Origin of the sequence: Streptomyces angustmyceticus, from assembly GCF_019933235.1 — a bacterium.
GTDB lineage: Bacteria > Actinomycetota > Actinomycetes > Streptomycetales > Streptomycetaceae > Streptomyces > Streptomyces angustmyceticus.
In genome coordinates this window covers 4,769,208-4,794,162 of sequence record NZ_CP082945.1, presented here as the reverse complement: position 1 = coordinate 4,794,162, position 24,955 = coordinate 4,769,208, and the positions used below count along the sequence as shown (strand labels likewise).

General features: G+C 70.7%; 28 protein-coding genes and 1 tRNA gene. 26 read left to right on the top strand and 3 right to left on the bottom strand.

Annotated features, from left to right (window positions below):
* Nucleotides 1–164: 164 nt before the first annotated feature.
* The 3 genes from K7396_RS21635 to K7396_RS21625 all read left to right on the top strand — a co-directional run bounded on the left by K7396_RS21635 (nucleotide 165) and on the right by K7396_RS21625 (nucleotide 2,977).
* Complete coding sequence (locus tag K7396_RS21635; protein ID WP_373866955.1) at nucleotides 165–971, top strand: MerR family transcriptional regulator; 807 nt, start codon at nucleotides 165–167, stop codon at nucleotides 969–971.
* A gap of 168 nt (nucleotides 972–1,139) precedes the next feature.
* Nucleotides 1,140–2,381 (top strand): helix-turn-helix transcriptional regulator, encoded by a 1,242-nt coding sequence (locus tag K7396_RS21630; protein ID WP_086721468.1) that lies wholly within the window; start codon nucleotides 1,140–1,142, stop codon nucleotides 2,379–2,381.
* Nucleotides 2,382–2,692: 311 nt separating this feature from the next.
* A complete protein-coding gene (locus K7396_RS21625; protein ID WP_223660153.1) occupies nucleotides 2,693–2,977 on the top strand; it encodes a hypothetical protein in 285 nt (94 codons plus the stop codon).
* On the opposite strand, the gene K7396_RS21620 is transcribed toward K7396_RS21625, so the two are convergent.
* A complete protein-coding gene (locus K7396_RS21620) occupies nucleotides 2,965–3,768 on the bottom strand; it encodes an exodeoxyribonuclease III (protein WP_086721469.1) in 804 nt (267 codons plus the stop codon). The genes K7396_RS21625 and K7396_RS21620 overlap by 13 nt on opposite strands.
* A 66-nt stretch (nucleotides 3,769–3,834) precedes the next feature.
* On the opposite strand from K7396_RS21620, the gene K7396_RS21615 reads away from it, so the two are divergent.
* The 23 genes from K7396_RS21615 (at nucleotide 3,835) to K7396_RS21500 (ending at nucleotide 23,574) form a co-directional block, all read left to right on the top strand.
* Nucleotides 3,835–4,320 (top strand): GNAT family N-acetyltransferase, encoded by a 486-nt coding sequence (locus tag K7396_RS21615; RefSeq protein WP_086721470.1) that lies wholly within the window; start codon nucleotides 3,835–3,837, stop codon nucleotides 4,318–4,320.
* Nucleotides 4,321–4,456: 136 nt separating this feature from the next.
* Nucleotides 4,457–5,386, top strand: a complete 930-nt coding sequence (locus K7396_RS21610; protein WP_086721471.1) for an ABC transporter ATP-binding protein — start codon at nucleotides 4,457–4,459, stop codon at nucleotides 5,384–5,386.
* Nucleotides 5,383–6,393, top strand: coding sequence for an ABC transporter permease subunit (locus K7396_RS21605; protein ID WP_086721472.1), 1,011 nt, complete (start codon nucleotides 5,383–5,385; stop codon nucleotides 6,391–6,393). The genes K7396_RS21610 and K7396_RS21605 overlap by 4 nt, the downstream gene beginning before the upstream one ends.
* 169 nt (nucleotides 6,394–6,562) lie before the next feature.
* Nucleotides 6,563–6,958, top strand: coding sequence for a GntR family transcriptional regulator (locus tag K7396_RS21600; protein ID WP_086721473.1), 396 nt, complete (start codon nucleotides 6,563–6,565; stop codon nucleotides 6,956–6,958).
* A gap of 206 nt (nucleotides 6,959–7,164) precedes the next feature.
* Complete coding sequence (locus tag K7396_RS21595) at nucleotides 7,165–7,953, top strand: MerR family transcriptional regulator (protein ID WP_086721474.1); 789 nt, start codon at nucleotides 7,165–7,167, stop codon at nucleotides 7,951–7,953.
* 217 nt (nucleotides 7,954–8,170) lie between these two features.
* Nucleotides 8,171–9,430 carry a glycosyltransferase gene (locus K7396_RS21590; protein ID WP_152104897.1) on the top strand — a complete coding sequence of 420 codons (1,260 nt, stop codon included), beginning with the start codon at nucleotides 8,171–8,173 and terminating at the stop codon, nucleotides 9,428–9,430.
* A 246-nt stretch (nucleotides 9,431–9,676) separates the two neighbouring features.
* Nucleotides 9,677–10,225, top strand: a complete 549-nt coding sequence (locus K7396_RS21585; protein ID WP_152104898.1) for a M23 family metallopeptidase — start codon at nucleotides 9,677–9,679, stop codon at nucleotides 10,223–10,225.
* A gap of 89 nt (nucleotides 10,226–10,314) precedes the next feature.
* Nucleotides 10,315–10,743: a helix-turn-helix domain-containing protein gene (locus K7396_RS21580; protein WP_086721951.1), complete on the top strand. Its 429-nt coding sequence runs from the start codon at nucleotides 10,315–10,317 to the stop codon at nucleotides 10,741–10,743.
* Entirely contained in the window at nucleotides 10,740–11,579 is an 840-nt protein-coding gene (locus K7396_RS21575; RefSeq protein ID WP_086721950.1) for an alpha/beta fold hydrolase, read from the top strand. The genes K7396_RS21580 and K7396_RS21575 overlap by 4 nt, the downstream gene beginning before the upstream one ends.
* Nucleotides 11,580–12,643: 1,064 nt before the next feature.
* On the top strand, nucleotides 12,644–13,546 hold the full coding sequence (locus K7396_RS21570; RefSeq protein WP_143589084.1) for a DUF5677 domain-containing protein: 903 nt from the start codon (nucleotides 12,644–12,646) through the stop codon (nucleotides 13,544–13,546).
* Between the two features lie 1,235 nt (nucleotides 13,547–14,781).
* Entirely contained in the window at nucleotides 14,782–15,546 is a 765-nt protein-coding gene (locus tag K7396_RS21565; RefSeq protein ID WP_223660152.1) for a nuclease-related domain-containing protein, read from the top strand.
* A gap of 80 nt (nucleotides 15,547–15,626) precedes the next feature.
* Nucleotides 15,627–16,043, top strand: coding sequence for a TIGR03668 family PPOX class F420-dependent oxidoreductase (locus K7396_RS21560; protein ID WP_086717561.1), 417 nt, complete (start codon nucleotides 15,627–15,629; stop codon nucleotides 16,041–16,043).
* A 54-nt stretch (nucleotides 16,044–16,097) separates the two neighbouring features.
* Nucleotides 16,098–16,862, top strand: coding sequence for a GntR family transcriptional regulator (locus K7396_RS21555; protein ID WP_086717562.1), 765 nt, complete (start codon nucleotides 16,098–16,100; stop codon nucleotides 16,860–16,862).
* 172 nt (nucleotides 16,863–17,034) lie between these two features.
* Nucleotides 17,035–17,364, top strand: a complete 330-nt coding sequence (locus tag K7396_RS21550; protein WP_086717563.1) for an SCO3933 family regulatory protein — start codon at nucleotides 17,035–17,037, stop codon at nucleotides 17,362–17,364.
* Between the two features lie 2 nt (nucleotides 17,365–17,366).
* On the top strand, nucleotides 17,367–18,710 hold the full coding sequence (locus tag K7396_RS21545) for an FtsK/SpoIIIE domain-containing protein (protein WP_086717564.1): 1,344 nt from the start codon (nucleotides 17,367–17,369) through the stop codon (nucleotides 18,708–18,710).
* Between the two features lie 84 nt (nucleotides 18,711–18,794).
* Entirely contained in the window at nucleotides 18,795–19,517 is a 723-nt protein-coding gene (locus K7396_RS21540) for a DUF2637 domain-containing protein (protein WP_086717554.1), read from the top strand.
* 15 nt (nucleotides 19,518–19,532) lie between these two features.
* Nucleotides 19,533–19,712 (top strand): hypothetical protein, encoded by a 180-nt coding sequence (locus tag K7396_RS21535; RefSeq protein ID WP_086717555.1) that lies wholly within the window; start codon nucleotides 19,533–19,535, stop codon nucleotides 19,710–19,712.
* A 3-nt stretch (nucleotides 19,713–19,715) separates the two neighbouring features.
* Nucleotides 19,716–19,904 (top strand): mobile element transfer protein, encoded by a 189-nt coding sequence (locus K7396_RS21530; RefSeq protein WP_086717556.1) that lies wholly within the window; start codon nucleotides 19,716–19,718, stop codon nucleotides 19,902–19,904.
* Nucleotides 19,905–19,919: 15 nt separating this feature from the next.
* Nucleotides 19,920–20,237, top strand: a complete 318-nt coding sequence (locus K7396_RS21525) for a SpdD protein (protein WP_107421176.1) — start codon at nucleotides 19,920–19,922, stop codon at nucleotides 20,235–20,237.
* Between the two features lie 92 nt (nucleotides 20,238–20,329).
* Nucleotides 20,330–20,521 (top strand): hypothetical protein, encoded by a 192-nt coding sequence (locus K7396_RS21520; protein ID WP_086717557.1) that lies wholly within the window; start codon nucleotides 20,330–20,332, stop codon nucleotides 20,519–20,521.
* 199 nt (nucleotides 20,522–20,720) lie between these two features.
* Entirely contained in the window at nucleotides 20,721–22,121 is a 1,401-nt protein-coding gene (gene repSA / locus K7396_RS21510; RefSeq protein WP_086717558.1) for a replication initiator protein RepSA, read from the top strand.
* Nucleotides 22,118–22,327, top strand: coding sequence for an excisionase family DNA-binding protein (locus K7396_RS21505; protein WP_086717559.1), 210 nt, complete (start codon nucleotides 22,118–22,120; stop codon nucleotides 22,325–22,327). The genes repSA and K7396_RS21505 overlap by 4 nt, the downstream gene beginning before the upstream one ends.
* Nucleotides 22,315–23,574, top strand: a complete 1,260-nt coding sequence (locus tag K7396_RS21500) for a site-specific integrase (protein ID WP_208629111.1) — start codon at nucleotides 22,315–22,317, stop codon at nucleotides 23,572–23,574. The genes K7396_RS21505 and K7396_RS21500 overlap by 13 nt, the downstream gene beginning before the upstream one ends.
* 73 nt (nucleotides 23,575–23,647) lie before the next feature.
* Here the strand turns inward: K7396_RS21500 and K7396_RS21495 are convergent.
* A tRNA-Ala gene (locus tag K7396_RS21495) sits at nucleotides 23,648–23,720 on the bottom strand.
* A gap of 75 nt (nucleotides 23,721–23,795) precedes the next feature.
* The gene (sepX, locus tag K7396_RS21490; protein ID WP_152104899.1) at nucleotides 23,796–24,842 is read right to left on the bottom strand and encodes a divisome protein SepX/GlpR; all 1,047 of its coding nucleotides are present in this window, start codon (nucleotides 24,840–24,842) and stop codon (nucleotides 23,796–23,798) included.
* Nucleotides 24,843–24,955 lie beyond the last annotated feature (113 nt).

The following is a 24,955-nucleotide window of genomic DNA, read 5'->3' as shown; positions in this document are numbered from 1 at the left end:
CGTGACATCCGGCGCCACGGCCGCCCTCGTCAATCACGCCAGTAATCACTGGCGCAATGGGAGCGTAAGGGCAGCGGCATACCGAGCGGTAGGGGTCGGGCGGCAGGAAGTTACCGCCAGTTGCCCACCGGCCCGGCGCCGTACCCCCGGCATAGGCTGAACCCGTGGCAGCGAACGAGAACCCCCAGGACGCGCGCACGGCACCCGACGCCCCCGCCCCGGCCCGCGAATTCCGCATGCCCGAGCTGGCCCGGGAAGCCGGCATCACCGTCCGTACGCTGCGCTTCTACCGCGAGCGCAAGCTCATCCCGCCGCCGCGCCGCGAGGGCCGGATCGCCTGGTACAACGAGCACCACCTGGCCCGCCTGCGCACCATCGGCGCCCTCCTGGACCGCGGCCACACCCTCGGCGGCATCGCGGAACTCCTCTCGGCCTTCGACACCGGCCGCGACGTGGGCGAACTGCTCGGCCTGGAGCACCCCCTCGTCCCGCCCTGGTCCGAGGAGACCCCGGTCCGCCTCACCCCCGAGGAACTCGCCGACCACTTCAGCGAGGACATCAACGCCGAGAACCTCACCGCGTCCCTGGACATCGGCTACCTCGCCGTCGACGGCGACGAGTTCGTCCACATCAGCCGCCGCCTGCTGGACGCCTCCACCGAACTCGTCGACCGGGGCGTCCCGCTGGCCGCCGTCCTCGAAGCCGGCCGCCAGGTACGCGCCCACGCCGACGCCCTCGCCGACCTCTTCGCCACCCTCATCCGCGCCCACATCCTGCCCGACGTCCTCACCCGCCCCGCCACCGCCGAGCCCCCCGCCCCCCACGAGGTCACCCGCATCGCCGAGACCATCGAAAAACTCCGCCCCCTCACCAAGGGCGTCGTCGAAGCCGAACTCTCCATGGCCATGGACCGCCGCGTCCGCGCGGAACTGGCACGGTGGCTCCCGGAACAGGACACAAAAGGCGAGTGACGGCGGGCACGGGGTGGGCGCGGCCGCGCCCCACGGCGCGGTGCCTACACCGCAGTTGATGCCCGGTCAGCAAGTCTTTCGCGTCCGTGGTTCGGCCGGCGTTCAGCGGTTCCCGATCGCGCCACGCAGGGACGCAACGGGCATACGCTGGTGGCGAGGTGAGTGCCGATGTCCACAGGCTTGGCCGACAACGTCAGGAAGTACCGCCGGACCGCTGGACTGAATCAAGAAGGGCTGGCCGAAGCGGCGGGCCTCTCGCTGAGCACCGTACGCAAGGCGGAACAGGGCGGGCACGTCAGCATGGACACCATGGCCGCCCTGGCCGGCGCGCTGGGAGTCACCACCTCCGCGCTGTTCGCCAGCGAGGCGCCGAGGTCCGTGGTCGGCCTGCAGGACGAAGTGAACCGCCGGAACCTCGCTGAACTGAGGCGCGCCCTCATGCCGCCTCTGGGGCTGTCCGCCCCCCTGTCGGAGCCCGGTGAAGCCGAGGCACCATCAGTGATCCGGCAGGGCGTTCAGGACGGTCACGCGCTCTACCAGGCGGACCGGTACGACGCTGTCGCCAAGCGCCTCCCCCCGCTCCTCCTCGGCTCCGAGGCCGCGGTGTCCGCCCTGGAGGGGGAAGAGAAGCGACACGCGATGATCGCGCAGGCGCACGCGCTCCTGCTCACCGGCAAGTACCTGACGCAGGTCCGGCAGTACGACATGGCGTACTACGCACTGGCCGAAGCGATACGGCTCGCCCGCGAGACCGGAAAGACCCAGCTGGCGGCGACGGGAGTCGTGGGACTGTGCTGGCTGCTCCTGCGCCAGGACCGCTTCGACGAGAGCGAGCAGCTGGCGGCGCGGACCGCGGCGGAGGTCGAACCGCGGATGTCGGAGGCGAAGCCCGCGCAGCTCGCCGTCTGGGGCGAACTGTGGCTGCGGGTCGCTGCCGCCGCGTGCCGGAACAACCGGCCCGACGTGGCGAAGCACGCGCGCCGGATGGCCGCCACCGCCGGTGGAGCACTGGACCGGGAACACACCCGCTTCCCCTCGCACTGGGGCAGCTTCGGGCCTGTCACGGCCGAGGCGAAGGCCGTGGAGGACCTGGCGCTGACCGGCGACGCACGCGGTGTCCTCCGGCGCGCGGACGAGGGCCCCCTGAGCAGCAGGGCGACGACGAACGTGGGGCGGCTGAGCAGCAACAACTGGGGGCGCCACAGGCTGGACGTGGCGCACGCCCATCTCCTCGTGGGCTCCCATCAGGACGCCATGGACGAACTGGTCCACCTCCGGGACACCGCTGACGTGTGGCTGACGCATCAGCCCATGGCGCGGCGCGTGATGCAGGGCATTCTCCGGACCCGTAAGCGCACGCTGACAAAGGACATGCGGAGTATGGCCGCCCACCTGGGCATCGCCGGCTGAGGACTGTCCCGTAATCCGTCGTGCGCCCGCCAGGGGTGACGGGACAGCCCTGAGCTACCACGGAGCGTGGTAGTCCGGTCGACCCGCCCGCTGAACTACCGCTCCGCGCGTGTGGGTTCTCCCGCCGGGCGCTCCTACGGTCCCCTTACCGATCACGGACGAAGGGGACCGAAGCCATGCGCGGAACAGGCGCCGACGGACAGAAGGAGACGGGCCCTGCCACCGGCCCGACCGGACGCATGCCCCGCTTACTGCCCTGGACGTCGGAGGCCGGGAATGCCTGCTATCTCAGCACCGACAGCGGATCGAGCATGCTTTCCGGGCTGGCCGACGAGATGGAGGAGGTACAGCTCTCCATGGGCGAGGACGTGCTCGGGGAGGCGCGCAGACTGCTGAGCGACCCGCTGTCTCCGCACGCCGAGGTGCGGTACGCCGGGATCCGCCTCGCCGAGTGCCTGGTCGACGCGCTGCGGGTCGCCGAGTCGCGTGGGATGCGCCTGCCCGTGCCGGACAGCGAGGAGCACGCGGCCGCCGAGGAGCGCCCCGCCCCGCCGGCGCACCCCGCGCGACCCGTCACCCCCGCTCAGTCCCCGTAGACCACCGTCACCGGCGCGTGGTCGCTCCAGCGCTGGTCGTAGGACGTCGCGCGTTCCACCCAGGACTTCAGGGCGCGGCGGGCGAGGCCGGGGGTGGCCATCTGGTAGTCGATGCGCCAGCCCGCGTCGTTGTCGAAGGCGCGGCCGCGGTAGGACCACCACGAGTACGGGCCCTCGGTGTCCGGGTGCAGGCTGCGGACGACGTCCACGTAGCCGCCGCGGTGCTCGTCGAGGACATCGGTCAGCCAGGCCCGCTCCTCCGGGAGGAAGCCGGACTTCTTCCGGTTGGCCTTCCAGTTCTTGAGGTCGGCCTCCTGGTGGGCGATGTTCCAGTCGCCGCAGACGACCACCTCGCGGCCGTCCGCCGCGGCCCGCTCGCGCAGGCCGGTGAGGTAGGGCAGGAACTCCGCCAGGAAGCGTTCCTTCTCGTCCTGCCGCTCGGTGCCGACCTCGCCGGAGGGCAGGTAGAGGCTGGCGACGGTCACGCCGGGCAGGTCCGCCTCGACGTAGCGCCCGCTGTCGTCGAACTCCGCCGACCCGAAGCCCACCCGGACCCGCTCGGGCTCGCGCCGGGTGCAGAGCGAGACCCCGGCCCGGCCCTTGGCCGCCGCCGGGGCGTGCACGGTGTGCCACCCCGCGGGCTCGCGCACCTCGTCGGGGAGCTGGGCGGTCTCGGCCCGCACCTCCTGCAGGCACAGCACGTCGGCCTCGGTCTCCGCCAGCCACGGCACGAAGCCCTTCTTGGCGGCGGCCCGCAGGCCGTTCACATTCACGGTGGTCACGGTGAGCATCCGGGCACGATACCCATCCCGGAACCTGATCGCGCCGCGCGCCCGCTCGCCCGTACGCTTTCTGGAATGGAGATACGCCCGTCCCGCTATGACCACCCCGACGCGGTCGCCCTCGACGCGCTGGTGCAGCAGGAGTACGCCCGGCGCTACGGCGACGACGGCGACATCACCCCGCTCTCCCCGGAGATGTTCACCCCGCCGCACGGCGCGTACCTGATCGCCTACGACGGCGGCCGCCCGCTGGCCACCGGCGGCTGGCGGCGGCAGGAGGACGCGGCCGAGGGGTACTCGGTGGGCGACGCCGAGATCAAGCGGATGTTCGTGCTCCCGGAGGCGCGCGGGCGGGGCCTGGCCCGGCGGATCCTGGCCGCCCTGGAAGCGGACGCGCGGGCCGCGGGACGCTCCCGCATGGTGCTGGAGACCGGCACCAAGCAGCCCGAGGCGCTGGAGCTGTACGCCTCCAGCGGCTATGTGATGGTCAAGAAGTTCGGCCTGTACCGGACCTACGACGACAGCCGGTGCATGGCGAAGTCGCTGGTCACGGCCGGCTGAGGGGGCCTTCGGCGCCCCGCGGCCCGGCCGGCGCGGCCGCCTCTCGCCCACCGCCCCCGCGGTCCTTTGTTGACACGCCTCCCGGCTGCTCCCCATACTCATTCCACTAATCAACTAGCTAAAGGGGGGGATCCGGGTGAGCGACCCGAGCCCGTGGGCCATCGAGGCCGAAGGACTGGGGAAGCGGTACCGGCGCGGCTGGGCGCTGCGGGACTGCTCCTTCCGGCTCCCCGCCGGCCACATCTGCGCCCTCGTCGGCCCCAACGGCGCGGGCAAGAGCACGTTCCTGGGCACCGCGACCCGGCTGGTGCAGCCGACCACCGGCACGCTGAAGCTGTTCGGCGTCCCGGTCTCCGACCCGGCCGTCCTCCAGCGGGTCGCCTTCCTCGCCCAGGACAAGCCCCTCTACCCGCGCTTCACCGTCGCCGAGACGCTGCGTCTGGGCCGCGAGCTCAACCCGCGCTGGGACCAGCCGCTGGCCGAGCGGATCGTCCGGTCGGGGAACGTGCCGTTCGACGCGCGGATCGGCACCCTGTCGGGCGGCCAGCGCACCCGCGTCGCCTTCGCCCTCGCCTTCGGCAAGCGGCCCGAGCTGCTGCTGCTCGACGAGCCGATGTCCGACCTCGACCCGCTCGCCCGGCACGAGCTGTCCGGGCTGCTGATGGCCGAGGCCGCCGAGCACGGCACGACGGTCCTGATGTCGTCCCACATGCTCGCCGAGATGGAGGTCATGTGCGACTACCTCCTCGTCCTCGCCGAAGGCCGGCTGCGGATGGCCGGCCAGACCGAGGAGCTGGTGCCCGCGCACCTGCTGGTGACGGGCGTGGCCGACGGCGACGGCGGGGTGCCGGCGGAGCTGCTCCAGCGGCACACCGTGGTCGAATCCCGGGTCAGCGGGCGGCAGTTCAGCGCCCTGGTCCGGCCGCACGGCCCCCTCGGCGACACCTGGGAAACGCTGTCCCCGAGCCTGGAGGAGGTCCTGCTGGCCTACCTGCGCTCACCCGAGGCCCCCACCCTGATCGCGGACGAGGCCCGGATCGACGGCCCGCGGGAGGCCGCCGCGTGACCCGGACCCGCGCCACCGGCGCACCGGCCGGGACGGCGGACGACGCCGCCCCGGCGCCCGCCGTCCGCCGCGGCCTGCTGCACGGCCTGCCCTGGCTGGTCTGGCACCGGCACCGCGCCCTGCTGCGCGCCGCCCTGCTGATCACCGTCGCGGGCTGCGCCACCTTCGCCTACCAGCGCCTCGGCCTGATGGACTTCCTGCACGCCCACGGCGCCTCGGCACCGGCCGGCGGGCGGGTCGCCACGGACTTCCAGAACAGCTTCGGCGCGATGTTCAAGAACGACATCCAGATCCTGGAGCTGCTGCCGGTGCTCGCCGGGATCTTCCTCGGCGCGCCGCTGATCGCGGGCGAGCAGGAGCGCGGCACGGTCAAGCTGGTCACCACGCAGTCGGCGAGCCGCGGCCGCTGGATCGCCGCCACCCTCGGCCTGCCGCTGGCCCTGGTCGCGGCGTGCTCCGCCCTGCTGTCGGCCGCCTTCACCTGGCTGTGGACACCGGCCCACGCCCTGGTCGGCGACGGCGACTGGCTGCAGAGCGGCGCCTTCGACACCACCGGGCCGGTCCCGGTCGCCAAGACCCTGTTCCTGGCCGCCTGCGGCATCGCCCTCGGCGTGCTGATCCGGCGGGTGACCGCGGCGATGGCGGCCACCTTCGTGTTCACCGCCGCCTTCGCCCTGGTCTGGGACGAGAAGGTGCGCCCCGTCCTGGGCACGCTGCGCAGCGTCAGCTACCCGTACAACGGCGACGGCCCCCGGCTGCCGGCCGGCTCCGTACGGATCGACGACTGGGTGTCCACCGCGGACGGCAGGCTCTACGGCTTCGGCACCTGCGTCGGCGGTGACTCCGGGGCCTGCCGGGCCAGGCTGGGCATCGTCAACCGGGTGACCCAGTACTTCGACTACGGGCAGATGGCGGGAATGCAGTGGCTGGGCGCGGGGATCCTGCTGGCGCTGACGGCCGTGGTCCTCGGCTGCGTGGTGTGGCGGGCACAGCGGCGGCCGCTCTGAACGGGGCGGAGCGCGGCGGGCGGCACGGGCGCCGGCCCCCGGGTACCTCCCGTACGGGGAACACCCCGGGCGGCGCTTTGACACCCGGCAGGACCAGCCCGATCATCAAGCGGTCGGGCAGCACGGTCCCGGCGGCACGCCGGTCGGCACCGGCGGAAGAAGCAGAGAGGTGGTGAGCGCCGTCGAGTTCCGCATCGACCGCCGCAGCGGCGTCGCCACCTACCTCCAGATCGTCCAACAGGTCCAGCAGGCACTGCGGTTGGGCATCCTGGTGGAGGGCGACCGCCTGCCGACCGCCGCGCAGGTCGCCGCCTCGACCAAGGTCAACCCCAATACGACCCTCAAGGCGTACCGCGAACTGGAGCGCGAGGGCCTGGTCGAACCCCGCCCCGGCCTCGGCACCTTCGTCAGCCGCACCCTCGCCCGCCCCGAGTCCGCGGCGGACGCCCTGCTGCGCGAGGAGCTGCGCTCCTGGATGGACCGGGCCCGCACGGAGGGCCTGGACCGCGAGGACGTCCAGGCGCTGGTGAACTCGGTGCTGCAGGACCGGTACCCGGACGGGTGAGCCGGGCGGGTGAGCCGGGCGGGTGAGCCGGACGGGGCGGGTCCCCGGCTGCTCGCCCCGCCTCGCTCCCACCGCCCGTACCGCACCGCGCCGCGCTTGACCCTCACGCCACGTCAGGCCCCAGCCTGGAGAACGGCCGCCCCGCCACCGGTGACACCCTCCGGAAGGGCGGGCCGGCCGGACACCACGGGACGAAGGGCACTGCGATGAGCTACTCGGTCGGGCAGGTCTCCCGCTTCGCGGGCATCACGGTGCGCACCCTGCACCACTACGACGAGGCCGGACTGCTCTCCCCCGGCGACCGCAGCCCCGCCGGCTACCGCCTCTACAGCGACGCCGACCTCGCCCGGCTGCAGCAGATCCTCTTCTACCGGGAACTCGGCTTCCCCCTCGACGAGATCGCCACCATCCTGGCGGACCCGCAGGCCAACGCCCTCGACCAGCTCCGCGCCCGCCACCGCCTCCTCACCGACCAGATCGCCGCCCTGCAACGGCTGGTCGAGGTCGCCGAACACGCCATGGAGGTCCAGCAGACCGGCGTGGAGCTGACCCCCGAGGAGCGGTTCGAGGTCTTCGGCGAGGTGACCTTCGACCTCACCTACGCCACCCAGGCCCACCTGAAGTGGCAGCACCGCGAGAGCTACCGGCACTCGATGGCACGGGCCGCCGCGCACTCCAAGGAGGACTGGGCCGCGATCATGGCCGAGGCCGCCGCGTGGCGCCGTCGGCTCACCGCCGCCTTCGACGCCGAGGAGCCCGCGGACGGCACACGCGCCATGGACCTCGCCGAGGAGCACCGCCAGCACCTCGCCCGCTGGTTCACCCCCTGCCCCACCGACGTGCACGGCCGGATCGCCGACGGCTTCGTCACCGACCCCCGCGCCTTCGCCCTGATCGTCCCGGCCACCGAACAACGCCCCGGCCTCGCCCCGTACCTGCACACGGCCATCCACGCCAACGCCGTACGCCACGCCGCCTCGGCCCACGGGGACTGACGCGGGCTCAGCCCAGGGCCCGCCCCAGGCCGCACCGGACCGCCCCGGGTCCGCAGGGGCCGTACGGGGTCCGCAGGAGCCGTACGGGGTCTGCCCGACGCCGCCCCGAGGCCCCCAACAGCGACGCCCGAAGCCACCCAAGACCTCCCTCCCCCGGCCCCCTGAGGCCGACGCCCCATCCACCCCCGCATCCCCTGCCCGGAAGGCGGACCGCCCCATGCCCGAGAAGATCCTCATCACCGCCGCCGGGTCGTACGGCGACGTCGCCCCGTACACCGGCGTGGGCGCCCGGCTCCGCGCGGCCGGCCACGAGGTCGTCCTCGCCACCCACGACACCTACGCCGGCCTCGTACGCGCCGCCGGCCTGGAGTTCCGCCCGCTGCCGGCCGACCCCCGCGCCCACCGCCCCGACCCCGCCGGCCCGGCGCGGCCCGCCGGCCCCGGCAGCAGGCGCGCCCTCCTGCGCCGGGCCGCCGCCTTCATCGAGGAACTCGGCGGCGGGATCGCCGACGCCGCCCACGACGACACCGCCCTCCTCCTGCTCTCCGCCACCACCGCGCCGCTCGGCCACCACCTCGCCGAGGCGCTGGACATCCCGTCCCTGGACCTGCCGCTGGTGCCCGGCGCCCCGACCGGCGACTTCGCCCCGGTCGTCGGCGGCGGCCGCTCACTGGGCCGCTGGGGCAACCGCGCCGCCGGCCGCCTCTCGCTCCGCGTCATCGACCGCCTCTACGCCGGCGCGACGGCCGCCCTCCGGACCCGCCTCGGCCTGCCGCCGGCCACCCCCCGCGCCGTCCGCCGCCGCGCCGAAGCCGCCGGCCGGCCGGTCCTGCACGGCTTCAGCGAGGTCCTGGTGCCCCGCCCCGCGGACTGGCGCCCCGGCCTGGAGGTGGTCGGGAACTGGTGGCCCTGGCACGCGCCGGAGGCCCAACTCCCGCCCGTTGTCGAGGACTTCCTCGCCGCCGGCCCGCCCCCGGTCTTCCTCGGCTTCGGCAGCATGGCGGCCGGCGACGGCGAGCGCCTCGGCGACCTCGCGGTACGCGCCCTGCGCCGGGCCGGGCTCCGCGGCATCCTGCAGTCCGGCTGGGCCGGGCTGACCACCCGCCACACGGGCGGCCACGCCGACGTCCTCACCATCGGCGACGTCCCGCACGCCCTGCTCTTCCCCCGGACGGCCGCCGTGGTGCACCACTGCGGCGCGGGCACCGCCGCCGCGGGCCTGCGCGCGGGCGTCCCCACCGTCCCGGTCCCGGTCACCGCCGACCAGCCCTTCTGGGCCCACCGCCTGGCCGCCCTGGGCGCGGCCACCGCCCCGATCCCCTTCCCCGAGCTGTCCGCCGACCGCCTGGCCCACGCCCTCACCCAGGCCACCGCCGCCCCCGAACGCCGCCGCCACGCCGCCGGGGCCGCCCACCGCCTCGCCACCGAGGACGGCACCGGCGCGGTCCTCAAGGCCGTCGAACGCCTACGGGGCTGAGCCGCCCGGCCCCTTCAGGACGGCAGGCCGGCTACGCCCGGGCCGTCACCCCCGCAGGTCCAGGGCCCTGCGGCCCCCGTGCCCCTCACCCGACCGACACCCCGCACCGCCCCCATCCCCCCTCGGGCGCCCACCCCGACAAGACTCACCCACCGGGCCGAACCGCCCCCCGTCCGGCCACCCGTTCGGCCGCCCGGTGGCCCGCCCCGGGATGCGACCACCCGTCACAAGGCGTGGCCTTCAACTATGACCACCTTCCGCCAACGCCCCCCGCTGCGCAGACTGCTGCTCCACGCCATAGCCACGGCGGCCATGGGCTCCGCCCTCCCCCTGACGGTGCCCCAGGAGGCCCACGCCGCCCCCGCCGGCACCTGGGCCCACCCCACGCCCTCCCACTTCCGCATCAGCTCCCCCTACGGCGCCCGCGGCGCCTGGCGCGCCGGCCACCACACCGGCATCGACCTCGCCGTCCGCTCCGGCACCCGGGTCCGCTCCGTGGGCTCCGGCACCGTCGTCCTCGCCCGCAGGTCGGGCGCCTACGGCAAGGCCGTGACGATCCGGATGACGGACGGCCGCTACGTCCTCTTCGGCCACCTCTCGCGCATCACCGTCCGCCCCGGCCAGAAGGTCCGCGCCCGCACCCGCCTCGGCTACAGCGGCGCCACCGGCCGCGTCACCGGCCCCCACCTCCACTTCGAGGTGCGCAGGAACCGCCGCTACGGCTCGGACATCAACCCCCTCACCTACCTCGCCAGACACGGCATCCGCCTCACCTCCCGCACCTTCACCCGCTGACCCCCTGCCCCTGCCCCCTGCCCCACCCTTCCCCAACTTTCCGCAAACTTCCCTATTCAGCGCACCACGCGGGAAGATAGGGTAATTCCATGGAAGACAGCTTCTACTCCGTGGAACAGGTCGCCGAGCGGCTGGGTCTGCACGTCCGCACCATCCGCAACTACGTACGGGACGGCCGGCTCCCCGCGGTCCGCATCGGCAAGCAGTACCGGATCGCGCACGAGGACCTCGAAGCGTTCACCGGCCGCCCGGCGAGCGCCCCCGGCGACCCGGCCGGGCGCCCCCGGCACACCGAGGTGTCGAGCATCGTGGAGATCGAGGCGGTCGGCGCCGCGACGGCCCACCGCGTGACCACCCTCCTGATGGGCGCGGCCGCCCACCGCGGCCCGGGGGACGATCCCCTGCGGATCGAGACGGCCTACGACGCCGAGCGGTCGCGGATGAAGGTCATCGTCCTGGGCGGGCTGGCCGACACCGCCCGGCTGTTCGACTACCTGGAGGGGGTGCTCACCTCATGAGCGCGCTCTACAAGTCCGAGGCCGGCGCGCACGAGCTCCGCCGTCGCTACCAGGAGCAGCTGCGCGACTGGCCGGTCCCCGCCGAGCAGGTGCGGGTGCCGACCCGTGAGGGCGAGACCTTCGTCGTCGTCTCCGGCCCCCCGGACGCCCCGCCCGTCCTGCTGCTGCACGGCTCCGGAGCGAACGCGACGAACTGGCGGGACGACATCGCCACCTGGTCGCGGCACCTGCGCACCTACGCCCTCGACCTCATCGGCGAGCCGGGCCTGAGCGCGCCGTCCCGCCCGCCGTTGGCCTCCGACGCCCACGCCCGGTGGCTGGACGACGTCCTGGCGGGCCTCGGGATCACCCGCACCGCGATCGTCGGGATGTCCCTCGGCGGCTGGCTGGCGCTGGACTACACCACCCGCCACCCGGAACGGGTGACCCGCCTGGCCCTGCTGTGCCCCGGCGGAGTCGGGAAGCAGAAGACCGGCTGGCTGTTCAAGGCCCTGCTGCTGCGCCCCTTCGGCCGCTGGGGCGCCCGCCGGTCGGTCCGCGCCGCCACCGGCCTGCACACACCGGAGGCCCGGCCGGTCCTCGACCAGGTGCTGCTGACCTTCTCCCACTTCAACCCGCGCACCGAGCGGCTGCCCGTCTTCCCCGACAGCGCGCTGCGCCGCCTGACCATGCCCGTCCTGGTGACGGCCGGCCGCCGCGACGTCATGTTCGACTCCACCGAAACCGCCCGCCGCATCCGCCACTGCCTCCCCCACGCCACCGTGCGCCTCCTCCCCGACGCCGGCCACGCCCTCCTCGGCCAGACCGACTCCGTCCTGACCTTCCTCCACCCCTGACCCACACCGCGACGACGAACCGGCCGTCCCGATCCCCGAGTTCCCCGGGCCGTCCCCCACCGACCCCACCCCGCCCACCACTTCACCCCAGCCCCCGCCGCCTGCCCCACCACACGAAAAAGCCCCCACCGGATTTCCCCGGTGGGGGCTTTGACACGCTGTGGACCTGAGGGGATTCGAACCCCTGACCCCCTCGTTGCGAACTACCGGCAGGGTGGTTGGTGAGGTCTGCTGGCCTGACGACCCGGCTGCTCGGGTGCGTTGGAGGGCGGCAGCAGTCACTGTGGTTGCTGTACTCCGCTGCTGTATTGCCCCGGTTCCCTGACACCGGCGAACCTCCCCACCTCGCTGCGGGCTCGTGTTCTCGCTGCACGGCAATCGGCGAGACTGCGTGTCCTCCCTCATGTTTGGCAACCTAGGTGAGAGCGTGGGCCCTGGGAGAGCGTTCGATCGCAGCCGAGCGTTTTTTGCCACCTGCCAGGTCGGGGCAGGTTCCCGTGACACCTTGCCGGGCATGGAAGGACAGGCGCGACCGACCCTCGTTCGCGTGCTGCTTGCTATGCCTTTCTCCGTTCTCCCAATCGGTGTTGTGGTGGTAGCCATCACCGGCCTGGCGTACGTCAGCCTCCTCGTGGCGCTCGCCTTGACCGCAGTATTTGCCAAGAGTCCGCACCGCAGAAGAGCAGCCCGTACAGTGCTGCGGATCTTGATCCGGCAACAAGATGGAGCTTGACATCACCGCGCCGTAGTCTCCTGAGTGCCGAGCCGGCGTCGGTGCCCTACACGCCGTGCACCGGTCTTGAGGGCTGTCGTGGCGGCAACGTCACCGTAGGTTCAGGAACCGTCGCTTTGTCCGCCTACCGCGACTGCCCGGCCTTCGCCGTGCCTCCCCGCACCGGGCACGATGACCTTCTGTTGAGAGTGCGGCGCTTCCTGGGCTGCGTGAATGGCCGCCCGCATGGCGAGCGGCTGAGTTGAGCGACAGACACCTCAGCTCTTCGTCTTGGGCGCCCGAAGTAACAAATCGGCTGTCAAGCCCTCAAGGGCGCAGCTAAGGTACGGAAATGGCTAGCAGTGAGGAGCGCAACGTCGCCGATGCTGGCAGCTCGAAGCGGGCAGGCGGCAGTCAGGATCCGAGGAAGCGTCCCCTCTTCGATGTCGTGGCCGAGATAACTGCCGTTGCAGAGCAGGCTGCCGATGCGGCGGCCGATGCGGATAACACCGCAATTCATCTTGATGGGTACGTCCTTCGGCGCGGAATCAAAGGCTTGAAGTCTGCTCAACTCCTGGTCGATGCGGGCCACTGGGAATATGCCACCCCCGTTGCGCGCCAGTTGTTTGAGTTGCTTGTGAACATGGAGCACTTGGGATCGTTCGCCGATCGCCGAGAAGCGCAGAGAATTTACAGTAACTTTGGCCTACTCCAGTACTTCCTTGCAGAGTCACGCCGCATCGAGTTCGAGAAGACGCGGGGGCGCCCTTCGGGGTCTCCATGGGAGCTGAGCGTTAAGGATTTTCTCGACCGTTGCACTGATTTCAGGATGGCACCGCGAGCTGATGGGACGGTACGCTGGCGAACAAGCTGGAGTGGGAAGACGACCCGTGCCCTAGCCGAGTCGTCACCAGACCCGATGCGGGTGCCGCAGTATGAGTTGCTGTTCTCGACCTGGTCGGAGCAGACACATGGGGCACCCGGGGTGCTCGCAACAGATCTATTCCTTCGCTACGAGGAGGAGATCGTCGCTGAGGCGCTTGCGGAGGTGAAGGGGGTGCCGCCCGAACTTCCTCAATTAATTACAGGCTCGGGACTTAAAGGAATGCAGACGCTGAGTATGGCGATCATTCTTTTTTTGCATTTGTGGCAGCAGCTTCCAAACGTGCCTCAACCAGATTTGGGAGAGTGCAGCAAATGGCTCGGAATCACAAAGGCCTTCACAGGAGGTAAAGGAATTCCGATCGCCGATTGACAGCTACTGGACATGCCTGGCGAAGCTGGTGGACACCATTTAGGGGCGGCCCTTAGGTGACCAGCCCTGCCCTTGGCCTGACACAACGACGGTGGGTTAGTTAGCGGAGCGCCCATGACGGGCTGAGCCACATCGCGGCAGCAGATTGCTCCCCCTCAGCCGCGCATCAGGGCTCGGTCCGCTTACGCGCTCGCATCCGCGACGGTGGCGGTACGGCGATTCGCTCATGCCGGCCTGGATGCCCGGAGCGCTCGGCCTCCCTGACCCCACTCCTCCCGTAGCCAGCTCTTGTCGACGTAACCAAGACCTATGGCACGGTCGGCAGTGCGCCCGCCATGTAAACCGCTCACCGCTTCCGCCCCACCTCACCACCTACTTCTTCGCACTTGCTCGCCGCCCTCGGGGCTCCCCGCCTGGACCTGCCTCTGAGCACGGGCGCCTTCGTGGCTGCTCAGCTCGTCCTGATGGTGGGTGACTGCGGCCGGGCTGGCGGGTGGCGTCGGTGGTGGCGTTGGCCGGTGGGGTGTCTGCCCGGTCCGGCGCTGCTTTGGGCGGGACAAAGCGTCTAGCGGATCACCCCGTGGCAACTGTGGTGGCGCGGGGCCGGGGGCGGGGGCGGAGCGGGCCGAAGGCAGGAGCGTCGCCCCCAGTCCCCGAGCCCGCGCCGGCCCGCTTGGCGGGCCGGTGGGGTGTGATTCGTAGCGGCGGCTGTCAAGCCGTTGGCCTGCGCGCCGGATGCCGGAGGCACGAGCACCCACAAGGCCAGAGCCACAAGCCGTAGGCCCTCCCGCGGGACCGAGCCGCGAGAAGCTGACCAACGAGGTACACGCTTGCTGCTGGCCCCGATCGGCACTCCACGGACTCAACGGGCTGATACCGCGCGATCGGCATCCGGAGACCCGGCAAGGAAACGGCACCACCCGCGAGAGCCCCCGGAGTGCTCTTCCTCCCCCACCTCCCTGCCCCCTTCCCCGGCCGAAGGGCGGGGCTTGATGAGGTAGAGAAACCTGTAACAGCTCTGCCATGCGACGGGCTTGTGGCTACCGCGGGAGGTCCGCTCTTGGAAAGGGGTCAAGCAGCGGAGACTCAGAGGGGCATAGCGAGCAGTGGTACGGCTTCCTCGGGCCACGCTGGGCTGCTCTCATAGTGTCGACACTGCCTGACATCTTGGGGGTCGGAGCTTGAGTGACTTACGCGTGTCTGCGTGGAAGCGATACGGACATGATCGGGTCTACGTGAGCCTGCCGGACGGCACGACCGTCGCCTGGTTGGATCGCAAATCCGGCATCGTCACGGTCTTTCTGCCAGAGCATGAGGCTGCTGCCCGACAGGCGCTCGCCATCTATCTCCCTGCCACCCAGAAGCCAGCTCCTTCACCGATGACGGCCGCAGATGACCTCGCGCTCAATCAGCCTGGGCAAGCACTCCGTCAGAAGTTGGCGGAGGTGTCGCCCGGCCGCTTCGCACTGATCGTGGCGCGTTTGCTACGAAGGAAGACCGAAGCTGATTCCTGGCGAAAGGGCTTGGCCGGAGAGCGCGACATTGGACGTGAGCTTGCGCGTCTCACCAGGTCCGGCTGGCGGGTCCTGCACTCCATCCCGCTGCCGCGAGAGGTCGATATTGACCACCTGCTTATCGGCCCCGGTGGGGTGTTCTCGATCAACACCAAGCACCACCGTGACGCCAGCGTCTGGGTTGGGGACGACTCGGTGAAGGTGAACCACGGCCAGGCTCGCCCATACGTCCGGAAGGCTCGGCATGAGGCACTGCGCGCTGGCCGGGCGATCACTCGTAGATGTGGTTTCGCTGTCGAGGTCCAGCCGGCGCTCGTCTTCGTTGGGGCAAAGCGGGTTGACGTGGTGCCGACGTTGCATGATGTGCGTGTCATCCGCGGCAAGGAGGTCGCGGCCCTCGGTCCGCTGAGTGGAGCACTCACGCCTGAAGAAATCGAGCTGATCTACATAGCCGCGCGCGATCGACGCACGTGGATCGAAGCTTGAACGGTTCAACGGTTCTTCCACTGACGCGGCGAGTAACTGCCAACCAGCATCAAGAAGGGCCCTGCGGGTACGGTCACGCCATGAACCTGGGCCCTGAAGACGCACGCCAAAGGTTCGTGGCTTCGCCGGTTGCCCGGCTGGCCACGGCCAGTGCATCCGGCACGCCACATCTCGTTCCCGTCACCTTCGCCGCGGAAGGTGACGCGCTCTACTTCGCGGTGGATCACAAGCCCAAGAGCACCAGGGATCTGCGGCGTCTGCGCAACATCCGGGAAAACGACCGCGTCGCCGCCCTCGTCGACCAATATGACGACGACTGGTCCCACCTCTGGTGGGTACGCGCTGACGGCCACGCGGAGGTGATCGAGGACGATTCACGACGTGGTCATCCCATCACCCTCTTGCAATCCAAGTACGTGCAGTACCGGGAGCAGCCGCCGCAGGGTCCGGTTGTAGCGATCCGGGTAACACGATGGTCTGGGTGGTCCTTCGAGTGACTGCGGCATGCCGGTGTCGTACTCTCGCTTGTGTAATCAAGTAGAGGTGACCCGATGGCTCAGCCGAATGTGTTCGTGCAGATCGCGAACGACCTGCGAGACCAGATCACGGCGGGCGACCTTCCACCAGGGGAGCCGATCCCCTCCGAAAACACGCTCGCGAAGCAGTACCAGACCACTCGCCCTACGGTCCGTAAGGGCATCGCCCTCCTGAAGGCTGAGGGGCTGGTCGTTAGCAGCCAGGGCGCCCGTGCCATCGTGCGACCACGCCCCCGCGTGCAGATGCTGTCGACCGGGGCCAACTTCCGAGACCGGCGAAATACGGGCAAGAGCAATTTCAACGCGGAGGTTGCCGCGCAGGGCGCCCGACCCGAGCAGCGGATCCTGAGCGTTGAACTGCAGCCGGCACCGCAAGAGGTAGCGGAACGCCTGGGGCTCACCGAAGGGGAGGAAGTGGTCGTTCGCCGGCGGCTGTTCCTCGTCGACGACGAGCCCATGCAGCTATGCGACGGCTACTACCCGGCAGCGCTGTTCGCGGGTACTGCGGTCGCCGAACCACGCCGCATCCGCGGCGGCGTGAGCGCCCTTGTTGAGGATCCGAACGGTCCGGTGGGGCAAAGGATCACGCAGTTCGTTGAAGACCTGGACGTTCGCATGCCGACACCCGACGAGATCGAGGATCTGAGCATGCCTCCGGGTGTGCCGCTGGCTCGGGTATGGCGTGCTGCGCATGTGGCGGATGGATCGATCGTGGAAGTCCTCGACTCGCGCATCCCCTGCGATCGCCATGTTTTTCGGTACGTGATTGACGTGCCGTGACCAGCTGATTCAGCGTCAGGGGGCCTTCTGGGCCCCTTTTTTCTGCACCCAGCCACTTGTATACCCAAGTGAGCTGACGTACGGTCATCTCAGCTTGGTTATACAAGCTGTTCCGTACGGGGCGACGTTCGGCGCTCGGCGGCCGCAGCCCCTCCAAATGAGGAGAGATCCCATGCCTTCGTTCAAGATCGACACTTCGACCGCTGTGGTGTTCGTCGCGACCGCCCCGACTCCGAAGCTCGTGAACAAGCAGACCGGTGAGCGGGCCGTGGACCGGGAGACCGGTGCGGGTCTGTCCACGGTGGGCCTGCTGATCTCCGACGACGGGGAGGGCAACCTGTACCAGGTGACCGTCCCGGAGACCGGTATCCCGGAGGGCCTGGCGCCGGGGACTCCGGTGTCGGTGGTGGGTCTGAAGGCTCGGGACTGGGAGAACGAGTTCAACGGGCAGAAGCGGCACGGGATCTCGTTCCGCGCGGTCGCGATCACGGCTGGGGTCTGACCATGTCGGACCTGACCACGGTGCTCGAAGCGACTGGCGCCTTAGCGGGCGTGGGTGGCCTCGGTTACGCGAAGGGCCGTGCGCCGCGGGTTTACTGGTCGCTGGTGGGTCTGCCGGTCACCTGGGGCCGGTTCACGGTGACGTACCGCTCGACGATGGATGTGTGTGGGCTGACGGTGCAGCCGTCGCGTCTGCGGGCGTTCATGGCGCGCAACGTCGCCCGTCGCGAGGTGCAGCCGGTCCCGCCGAAGGTCCGCCGGGTGCGGGGCACTTCGACCGGACTGCGGGTCTCCCTCCGCCTTCCGGCCGGCCTCGAACCGGCGGATGTGGCGGCGGCCTCCGAGCGACTGCGGCACGCGTGGGGTGTCCACTCCGTCAGCGTGGTGGAGACCAAGCCGGGTGTAGTGGAGCTGCGGATGACCGGCTACGACGTGCTGGGGCGCGTACGGATGCCGCGGCGGGCCAAGGCTGCCGACATGGTCGTCCCCGTCGCACTGCGCGATGACGGCACCGTCTTCTCACGCGACTACCGGCAGGTCCCGCACAGCCTGACGCTGGGGGCGAATCAGTCGGGCAAGTCGATGTATCAGCGCAACCTCGTCGCCGGCCTGGCCAAGCTCCCGGTGGGCCTGATCGGTATCGACTGCAAGCGAGGGGTGGAACACAGCTCTTACGCCCCCCGTCTCTCCGCGCTGGCGACCACGCCGGAAAGCGCGGCACAGGTACTGGGCGTGCTGGTCGAGGAGATGGAGCACCGTTTCGACCTGCTCAGTGAGCATCATGTCTCGGACCTGTGGGCCCTGCCCGCGGCCGTACGGCCAGTACCGCTGGTGGTCCTCGTCGACGAGGTCGCCGAGCTGTTCCTCGTCGCCGCGAAGAAGGACGAGGAACGCCGGGACCGGATGGTGATGCAGATGGTGCGGCTGGCGCAAATGGCGCGCGCGGTCGGCATGTACCTGGAGGTCTGCGGGCAGCGCTTCGGCTCTGAGCTCGGCAAGGGCGCCACCATGCTCCGTGCCCAGCTCACCGGCCGGGTCGTCCACCGGGTCAATGACAAGCAGACCGCCGAGATGGGGCTGGGCGACATCGCCCCCGACGCAGTGTTCGCGGCCACGACGATTCAGGCGGACCGGCCCGGTGTCGCGATCGCCGGTGACACCTCCGGCGGCTGGTCCCGCATCCGCACCCCCGAGACCTCGCCCGCGGACGCTGCGGCGGTCTGCCGCGCCTACGCCCACCTGACGCCGGGCCTTCCCGCACTGGCCCCGTTCCGGCCGGTCGCACCCATCGAGCCGTCGATGGACGATGCGCCCTCGCTGATCAAGCCCCGGCCCGTCGTCGAATAACGCCCCTACCCCACACGGTCGGCCTGACCGCCTCACGCCACGTCCCTGGCACCGCCATGCCCAAACCAGGAAGGAGGTACTGCGATGCGATCGAAACTGCGCCTGGATGCCGTGCTCGTTCAGGCCGTGATCGCCGGTGCCCTGTCCTTTGCCCACCTCCACGACATCGCCGAAGCCGCCGGCCAGCACGGCTGGAAAGCCTGGGCCTACCCCGTCAGCGTCGACCTTCTCTTCGTCGCAGCCTGGCGCCGCCTTCGCTCCCTGCGCGCCAACGACCAGGCAGCACGTGCTGCTTGGACCTGGTTCGTCATTGCGCTGGCCGCGTCCCTGGGGGCGAACATCGCCACCGCCGGGCTCCTCGACCTGAACGCCGTGCCGGCCTGGCTACGCATCCTCGTCGCTGGATGGCCCGCGCTGGCCTTCCTTGGCGGCACCCTCCTCGCCCACACACCCACCACAACGCCGGCAGAAGCCGAACCCGCCGACACCCCCGTCGATGAGACCAGGCTGGACCGCACACCCGAGACCGCTTCGGCACCGCTCCCGCCCGCGGCTCCGGCCGCACCGGAATCAGCGCCCGCGGTGGCCGACGCCGCGCTGCCTGCCGAGCCCGCACCGGTTGCTCCGGCATTTGAGCCTGCCGCCCCTTCGGTTCCCGCGGTTCCTCCGGCGCTGCTCGATCACGCCAGGAAGATCGCCGACACCCACCAGACAACCACCGGCTCACCGATCGACCGCGACACCCTACGCGCCCGCCTCGGCATCCCGCCCCTCCTGGCTGACGCCATCACCGCCCAACTCACCTGACAAGGAGATCTGCTCATGCGCCCTTCCACTCGCGCTGCGCTGGAACGCGCCGCCGAACTCACCCGCGCCAATCAGCTCGTTGAGGCCATGCGCCTCGGAGAGTCTGCGATCAACCAGGCCACCGACGACGAACACCCCGAGATCCAGCAGTGGCTTGCTGACCACAACGACGACTTCGTCGGCCGGGAGGGCTAATAGATGCCGCGCCCGAACCGCTTCTACGACGTGATCCGCATCGGCCCCGTCCAGGTCGGCTCCCACTACGACGGCCACGGACGCACCAAGCACACCGCCGCTTGCACCGCCCCCGGCTGTGGATTCTCCGCCGACTACCGCGACCGCTCCGCCGCTGAACTCGCCGCCCGCACCCACCACTGCAACCCCTGACAGGAGGACACCGCGATGCTTACGCCCAAGTACCCGGCCCCCGACACCGCCTCGATCGTGAGGGGCCAGGGAGTCTCGCCCGCGCATGAGCTGGTCACCGTCACCCCGGCTCCGCCGTCCCAGACTCCAACGCCCGCTCCGACCGCTCGGCCCTCGGTACAGCTCACCCCCGGCACGCTCGTCGCCGCTGTGGGGGGAGGGACCGCGGTGGTCCTGGTCGTCGGCACGGTCCTGGTCTCCATGCTCCTGGCCGTTGCCATCACAGCCGTCTCCGTGACGGTCTGCGCCCTCGTCATCCGCTCGCTGCTGAACAGCCACCAGACCGGTCGCTGAGCGGCCCCCGGGGCGGCCTCGGTCGCCAAACTTCCGCCGCCCCGGGCGCCTGACCCCTTCAAGATCCTCCGACCCGAAAGGGACTCCTCATCATGCCCGAGATCACCCCTGCCCGCAGTCGCCGCTGTCCTGACTGCGACGACTTCCCGTCCGTCGCCATCACCACCGGCCAGACCAACCCCGACGGAACGCGTAAGACCCTCACCGTCACCTGCCGCACCTGCCAGGGCACCGGCACCGTGCCCCGTCACTCTGCCGTCACCGCGACGTCTTCGGGCCGGTGATCACCATGGCTGACCTGACCCCGACGCCGGCCAGCCCCGGCGTCCACGTCTCCAAGCCCTCCCCCTACCGCCCGGCTACCGCCTCCTACGCCTGCGGCTGTGGCAAGACCCGCCAGGCTCAGGGGGATGACCAGGCCCGTGAACTCGTCGCCGCTTGGACCGATCACCGATCCGCCTGCTCCGGGCGAAAGGAATCCGCGTGAGTGACGCCGCCACCCTGGCGGGCCTGGACCCGACCACCCTGGGGGATCTCCTCCGGGTGACCGGGTCCCCCGGCTTCGACCGCTGGGAAGAACAGATCCGCCGCACAGGCGGCTGCTCCGACCCAATCCATCTCACCGGGGCCACGAAGACCGTCGACCGCACGACCGGCACCGTCCTGCACGCCTACTCCACCGACACCGAACCCGGCGGGCGGCTCCGGGTGGCCTGCGGCAACCGTCGCGCCTCCCGCTGCCCCTCCTGCGCCTGGACCTACGCCGGCGACACCTACCACCTCATCCGCGCCGGACTGACCGGCGACGAGGCCAAAGGCACCCCCACCACGGTCCGGGACCATCCGCGGGTCTTCGCCACCCTCACTGCCCCCTCCTTCGGCCCCGTCCACAACCGCCCCGGCCACCGCCCCTGCCGCTGCGGCACCCACCACAGCGAAGAAGCAGCCGAGTTGGGCACTGCGCTCGACCCCGAAACCTACGACTACGCTGGCGCCGTCCTGTGGAACAACCACGCAGGCCACCTCTGGCGCTACGTGACGATCTACCTCCCGCGCGAGCTGGCCAAGCGGGCCGGCATCACCCAACGCGCCCTGCGCCAACAACTCCGCGTCTCGTACGGCAAGGTCGCCGAGTACCAGAAGCGCGGCGCCATCCACTTCCACGCCGTCATCCGCTTCGACGGGCCCGAGGGTCCCGACACCGAACCACCGTCCTGGGCGACGCTCGACCTGCTCACCGACGCCTTACGCGCCGCCGCCGCACGGGCCGAAGTAACCCTTCCCGCGGTCGGCGACCAGCCCGCCCGCACTCTGCGCTGGGGCACCCAGCTCGACGTTCAGCCCATCGGCGCCTTCGGCAGCGGCGAAGACCTCACCGAACAGGCCGTGGCTTCCTACGTGGCCAAGTACGCCACCAAGGCCGCCGAGACCACGGGCACCGTCGACCGCCGCATCGGCGAACTCGCCGAACTCGACAAGCTCCCCGGCCTGCCCGACCACACCCTCCGCCTGATCCGCGCCTGCTGGGACCTCGACGCGCTCTACCCCGACCGGCGGCTGTGGCAGTGGGCCCACATGCTCGGCTTCCGCGGCCACTTCTCCACCAAGTCCCGCCGGTACTCCACCACCCTCGGTGCCCTGCGCCAGGTCCGCGCCGACTACCGCGCCGCCCAGCAACGCGCCGCCCTCGGCCTGCCCGACCCCGACGACCACCCAGAGGCCACCACCCTGACCCTCGCGCACTGGGCCTACGCCGGCCATGGCCACACCCCCGGCGAATCCTGGCTCGCCGCCAACCTCGCCCGCGATATCCAGCACAACCGCGAAACCGCCCGCCAAGCACGCGCCGAACTGGAAGCCGAAGAAGGAGACGCCTGGTCATGACCACGACCGTGATCGCGAGGAAGTGGCACACCACCGCCGAAGTCGCGCAGATGCTCGGCTACGGACTGTCCAAGACCAAGATGCTCGTGCTCACCGGCGAGATTCGCTCGATCAAGGACGGGCGCAACCGCCGCATCCTGCCCCGCTGGGTCGACGAGTACGTCGAGCGGCTCGCCCGTGAGGCTGAGGAGCAGTGGTCGGCATGAGCGGCAAGCGCGGCAACGGCGAAGGCTCCATCTACCCGTACAAGAACGGCTTCGCCGCCTACGCCTGGGTCACCACCCCCGACGGCAAGAAGAAGCGCAAGTACGTCTACGGCAAGACCCGCGAAGACGTCCACGACAAGTGGATCAAGCTTCACTCCGAGGCGAAGAAGGGGCCGGTGGCGACCAAGTCTCCGACGGTCGCGCAGTACCTCGCGTACTGGTTGAAGGAGGTGGTGGAACCTGACCTCAAGCCGAAAGCGGTCGAGACGTACGGCATGCACGTTCGCCTGTACATCACGCCCGGGCTCGGCACGAAGCGGCTCGACAAGCTGTCCGTGCGCGACGTACAGACCTGGCTCAACAAGCTGCGGACTCAGTGCCAGTGCTGTGCTCAGGGGAAGGATGCCGCGCGCCCCAAGGTGGACAAGAACCCCACACGCCGGCAGCGGTGCTGCGCGATCGGCCGGTGCTGCAAGCAGACCGTCTCTCACCGGACAGTTCAGGATGCCCGGACCGTTCTGCGCTCGGCTCTCAGCAACGCCATGCGGGAGGAGCTGATCTCGAAGAACGTCGCGGCCCTCGTCCGGGTGCGGTCGGCCCGTACGCCCAAGCCGAAGCCGTGGTCGGTGGAAGAGGCCCGGACCTTCCTCGAAGCTGCCCGGGCGGCTGGCGATCCGCTGTACCCCGCGTACGTGCTCGTCCTGGTGCTGGGGTTCCGCCGCGGTGAGGTGCTGGGCCTCACCTGGGACAGCGTGAATCTCAACGCTGGAGAGGTCACGGTGGAACAGCAGCTTCAGCGCATTGCCCGACAACTGGTGCATGCGGAGACGAAGACCGAGGCTTCAACCGCGGTGCTGCCGCTGCCCGACATCTGCGTGACGGCCCTTCAGCTGCGCCGGAAGGCTCAAGAGGCAGCGAAGCAAGCGGCCGGAGAGTTGTGGACGGACTCGGGCTTCGTGTTCACCACGCGGTACGGCACCCCGATCGAGCCGAGGAACTTCAACCGGGAGTTCACCGCCCGTTCGGACAAGGCCGGCGTTCGAAAGATCCGCCTGCATGACACGCGCCACACCTGCGGATCGCTGCTCGCCGCCCTCGACGTGCACCCCCGGATCGCGATGCAGATCCTGCGGCACAGCAAGATCGCAGTGACCATGGAGATCTACACGCACGTGCCGTCGGAGTCGACGCGGAAGGCTCTGCGCAAGCTCGGCAAGCACCTCGGCAACCAGGGCGATCACGCGTAGTTGCTGTACTTCGCTGCTGTACGGCGCGAAAAAGCCCCCACCGGATATCCCCGGCGGGGGCTTTGACGTGCTGTGGACCTGAGGGGATTCGAACCCCTGACCCCCTCGTTGCGAACGAGGTGCGCTACCAGCTGCGCCACAGGCCCTTGCGACGAGTGAAACTCTAGCATCTCGATCGCGGTGCTCGGAAATCGCTTCCGGTGCTGGTCAGCGGAGGGCCGTCACTCGTTCGCCGCGCGTGGGCGGTCCTCGTCCTCGTACTGGTCGAAGAGGGGGGTACGGCCGCGGGTGCGGCGGCCGGGGTGGGTGGGGCGGTCCTGGGCCGGGGTGTCGGGCTGGGGGTGGTCGGCGGCGGCGCTGGATCGGGCGGAGCTCCAGGCGTCCTCGGCGTCCAGGTCGACGTGGCTGGTGGCCCGGGGGGCGACCGGCGCGGTGACGTAGGTGGGGAGGGGGACGGGGACCGGGTCCCAGCTGCCGGCGGCGGGGCGCGGGCGCTCGCGTTCGCGCTGCTGGTCGACCCACTCGGCGTGGTCGGTCTCCTCGACCAGGGCGCGGCGGCCCGCGGTGTGGGCGGGGATGGCGGGGCGCGGCGGTTCCGGAGCGGCGTCGGCCGGGGCGTCCGCGCAGACGTCGGCCGGGTGGTCGTCGGCGGGCGGCTGGTCGGCGGCCTGGGGGCGGGGCCGCCGGCCCTCGCGCAGCCGCTGGGCCGCCGCCTCCGCCTTGCGGCGGTCCATGGTGAACGTGAAGCGCCGCCGCTCCTGGACGCGCAGGTAAATGATGTACGCGGTCAGCAGGAGGGCGGGCAGGGCGGGGGCCCAGAGGAAGGGGACGCCGCCGACGGCGGCGACGATGGCGCCCGCGGTGAAGGCGAGGAACAGGATGGTGGTGGTGCGCCGGCGGCGGGCGAGGACCTTGGCGCGCTTGGTCCGCTCGGCGGCGGAGGGGCGCGGCGGGGCGGCCTGCACCCGGGTGTGCACGGCGCCGGCCGGGTCCGCCGCCGAGGGGTCGCCGAAGGCCCGGGCGGCGGCCTCGTCGGCCGGGGCGTCCGGGTCCACGTCGTCGCCCGCATCGTCGGCGGGGTGTCCCCCGTTCGCCTTGTCGTAACGGCGCTGCATCGCCGCCCGTCCGGACAGCAGCCGGATGGCGGTGCTGAAGCGCTCGGTCGGACGGGCCTCGTTGAGCTCGTCCTGCCTACGGAGCCACATCGGCACCAAATAGGCGGCCCAGGCCCCGACGATGACTGCGTAGATGAGGCCGCTGCTTCTCACAACTCACACGGTAGAGGGGTTTGCAGGGGGCCATCCGCCAATTGGGCCGGTGTGTCGCACGATCTGGCTGATATCTCGAACTTTTTTGTGATGGTAGAGATCAGCGCCTCCAC

Bases quoted from the DNA above. Each gene is read 5' to 3' on its own strand.
- K7396_RS21530 (WP_086717556.1), top strand. From the start codon at position 19,716: ATGCCGCGCCCGAACCGCTTCTACGACGTGATCCGCATCGGCCCCGTC.
- K7396_RS21520 (WP_086717557.1), top strand. From the start codon at position 20,330: ATGCCCGAGATCACCCCTGCCCGCAGTCGCCGCTGTCCTGACTGCGAC.
- K7396_RS21560 (WP_086717561.1), top strand. From the start codon at position 15,627: ATGAACCTGGGCCCTGAAGACGCACGCCAAAGGTTCGTGGCTTCGCCG.
- K7396_RS21580 (WP_086721951.1), top strand. From the start codon at position 10,315: ATGGAAGACAGCTTCTACTCCGTGGAACAGGTCGCCGAGCGGCTGGGT.
- K7396_RS21615 (WP_086721470.1), top strand. From the start codon at position 3,835: ATGGAGATACGCCCGTCCCGCTATGACCACCCCGACGCGGTCGCCCTC.
- K7396_RS21550 (WP_086717563.1), top strand. From the start codon at position 17,035: ATGCCTTCGTTCAAGATCGACACTTCGACCGCTGTGGTGTTCGTCGCG.
- K7396_RS21625 (WP_223660153.1), top strand. From the start codon at position 2,693: ATGCTTTCCGGGCTGGCCGACGAGATGGAGGAGGTACAGCTCTCCATG.
- K7396_RS21620 (WP_086721469.1), bottom strand. From the start codon at position 3,768: ATGCTCACCGTGACCACCGTGAATGTGAACGGCCTGCGGGCCGCCGCC.
- K7396_RS21630 (WP_086721468.1), top strand. From the start codon at position 1,140: ATGTCCACAGGCTTGGCCGACAACGTCAGGAAGTACCGCCGGACCGCT.
- K7396_RS21525 (WP_107421176.1), top strand. From the start codon at position 19,920: ATGCTTACGCCCAAGTACCCGGCCCCCGACACCGCCTCGATCGTGAGG.
- K7396_RS21585 (WP_152104898.1), top strand. From the start codon at position 9,677: ATGACCACCTTCCGCCAACGCCCCCCGCTGCGCAGACTGCTGCTCCAC.
- K7396_RS21545 (WP_086717564.1), top strand. From the start codon at position 17,367: ATGTCGGACCTGACCACGGTGCTCGAAGCGACTGGCGCCTTAGCGGGC.
- K7396_RS21590 (WP_152104897.1), top strand. From the start codon at position 8,171: ATGCCCGAGAAGATCCTCATCACCGCCGCCGGGTCGTACGGCGACGTC.
- K7396_RS21505 (WP_086717559.1), top strand. From the start codon at position 22,118: ATGACCACGACCGTGATCGCGAGGAAGTGGCACACCACCGCCGAAGTC.
- K7396_RS21570 (WP_143589084.1), top strand. From the start codon at position 12,644: ATGGCTAGCAGTGAGGAGCGCAACGTCGCCGATGCTGGCAGCTCGAAG.
- K7396_RS21540 (WP_086717554.1), top strand. From the start codon at position 18,795: ATGCGATCGAAACTGCGCCTGGATGCCGTGCTCGTTCAGGCCGTGATC.
- K7396_RS21535 (WP_086717555.1), top strand. From the start codon at position 19,533: ATGCGCCCTTCCACTCGCGCTGCGCTGGAACGCGCCGCCGAACTCACC.
- K7396_RS21575 (WP_086721950.1), top strand. From the start codon at position 10,740: ATGAGCGCGCTCTACAAGTCCGAGGCCGGCGCGCACGAGCTCCGCCGT.
- K7396_RS21555 (WP_086717562.1), top strand. From the start codon at position 16,098: ATGGCTCAGCCGAATGTGTTCGTGCAGATCGCGAACGACCTGCGAGAC.
- K7396_RS21595 (WP_086721474.1), top strand. From the start codon at position 7,165: ATGAGCTACTCGGTCGGGCAGGTCTCCCGCTTCGCGGGCATCACGGTG.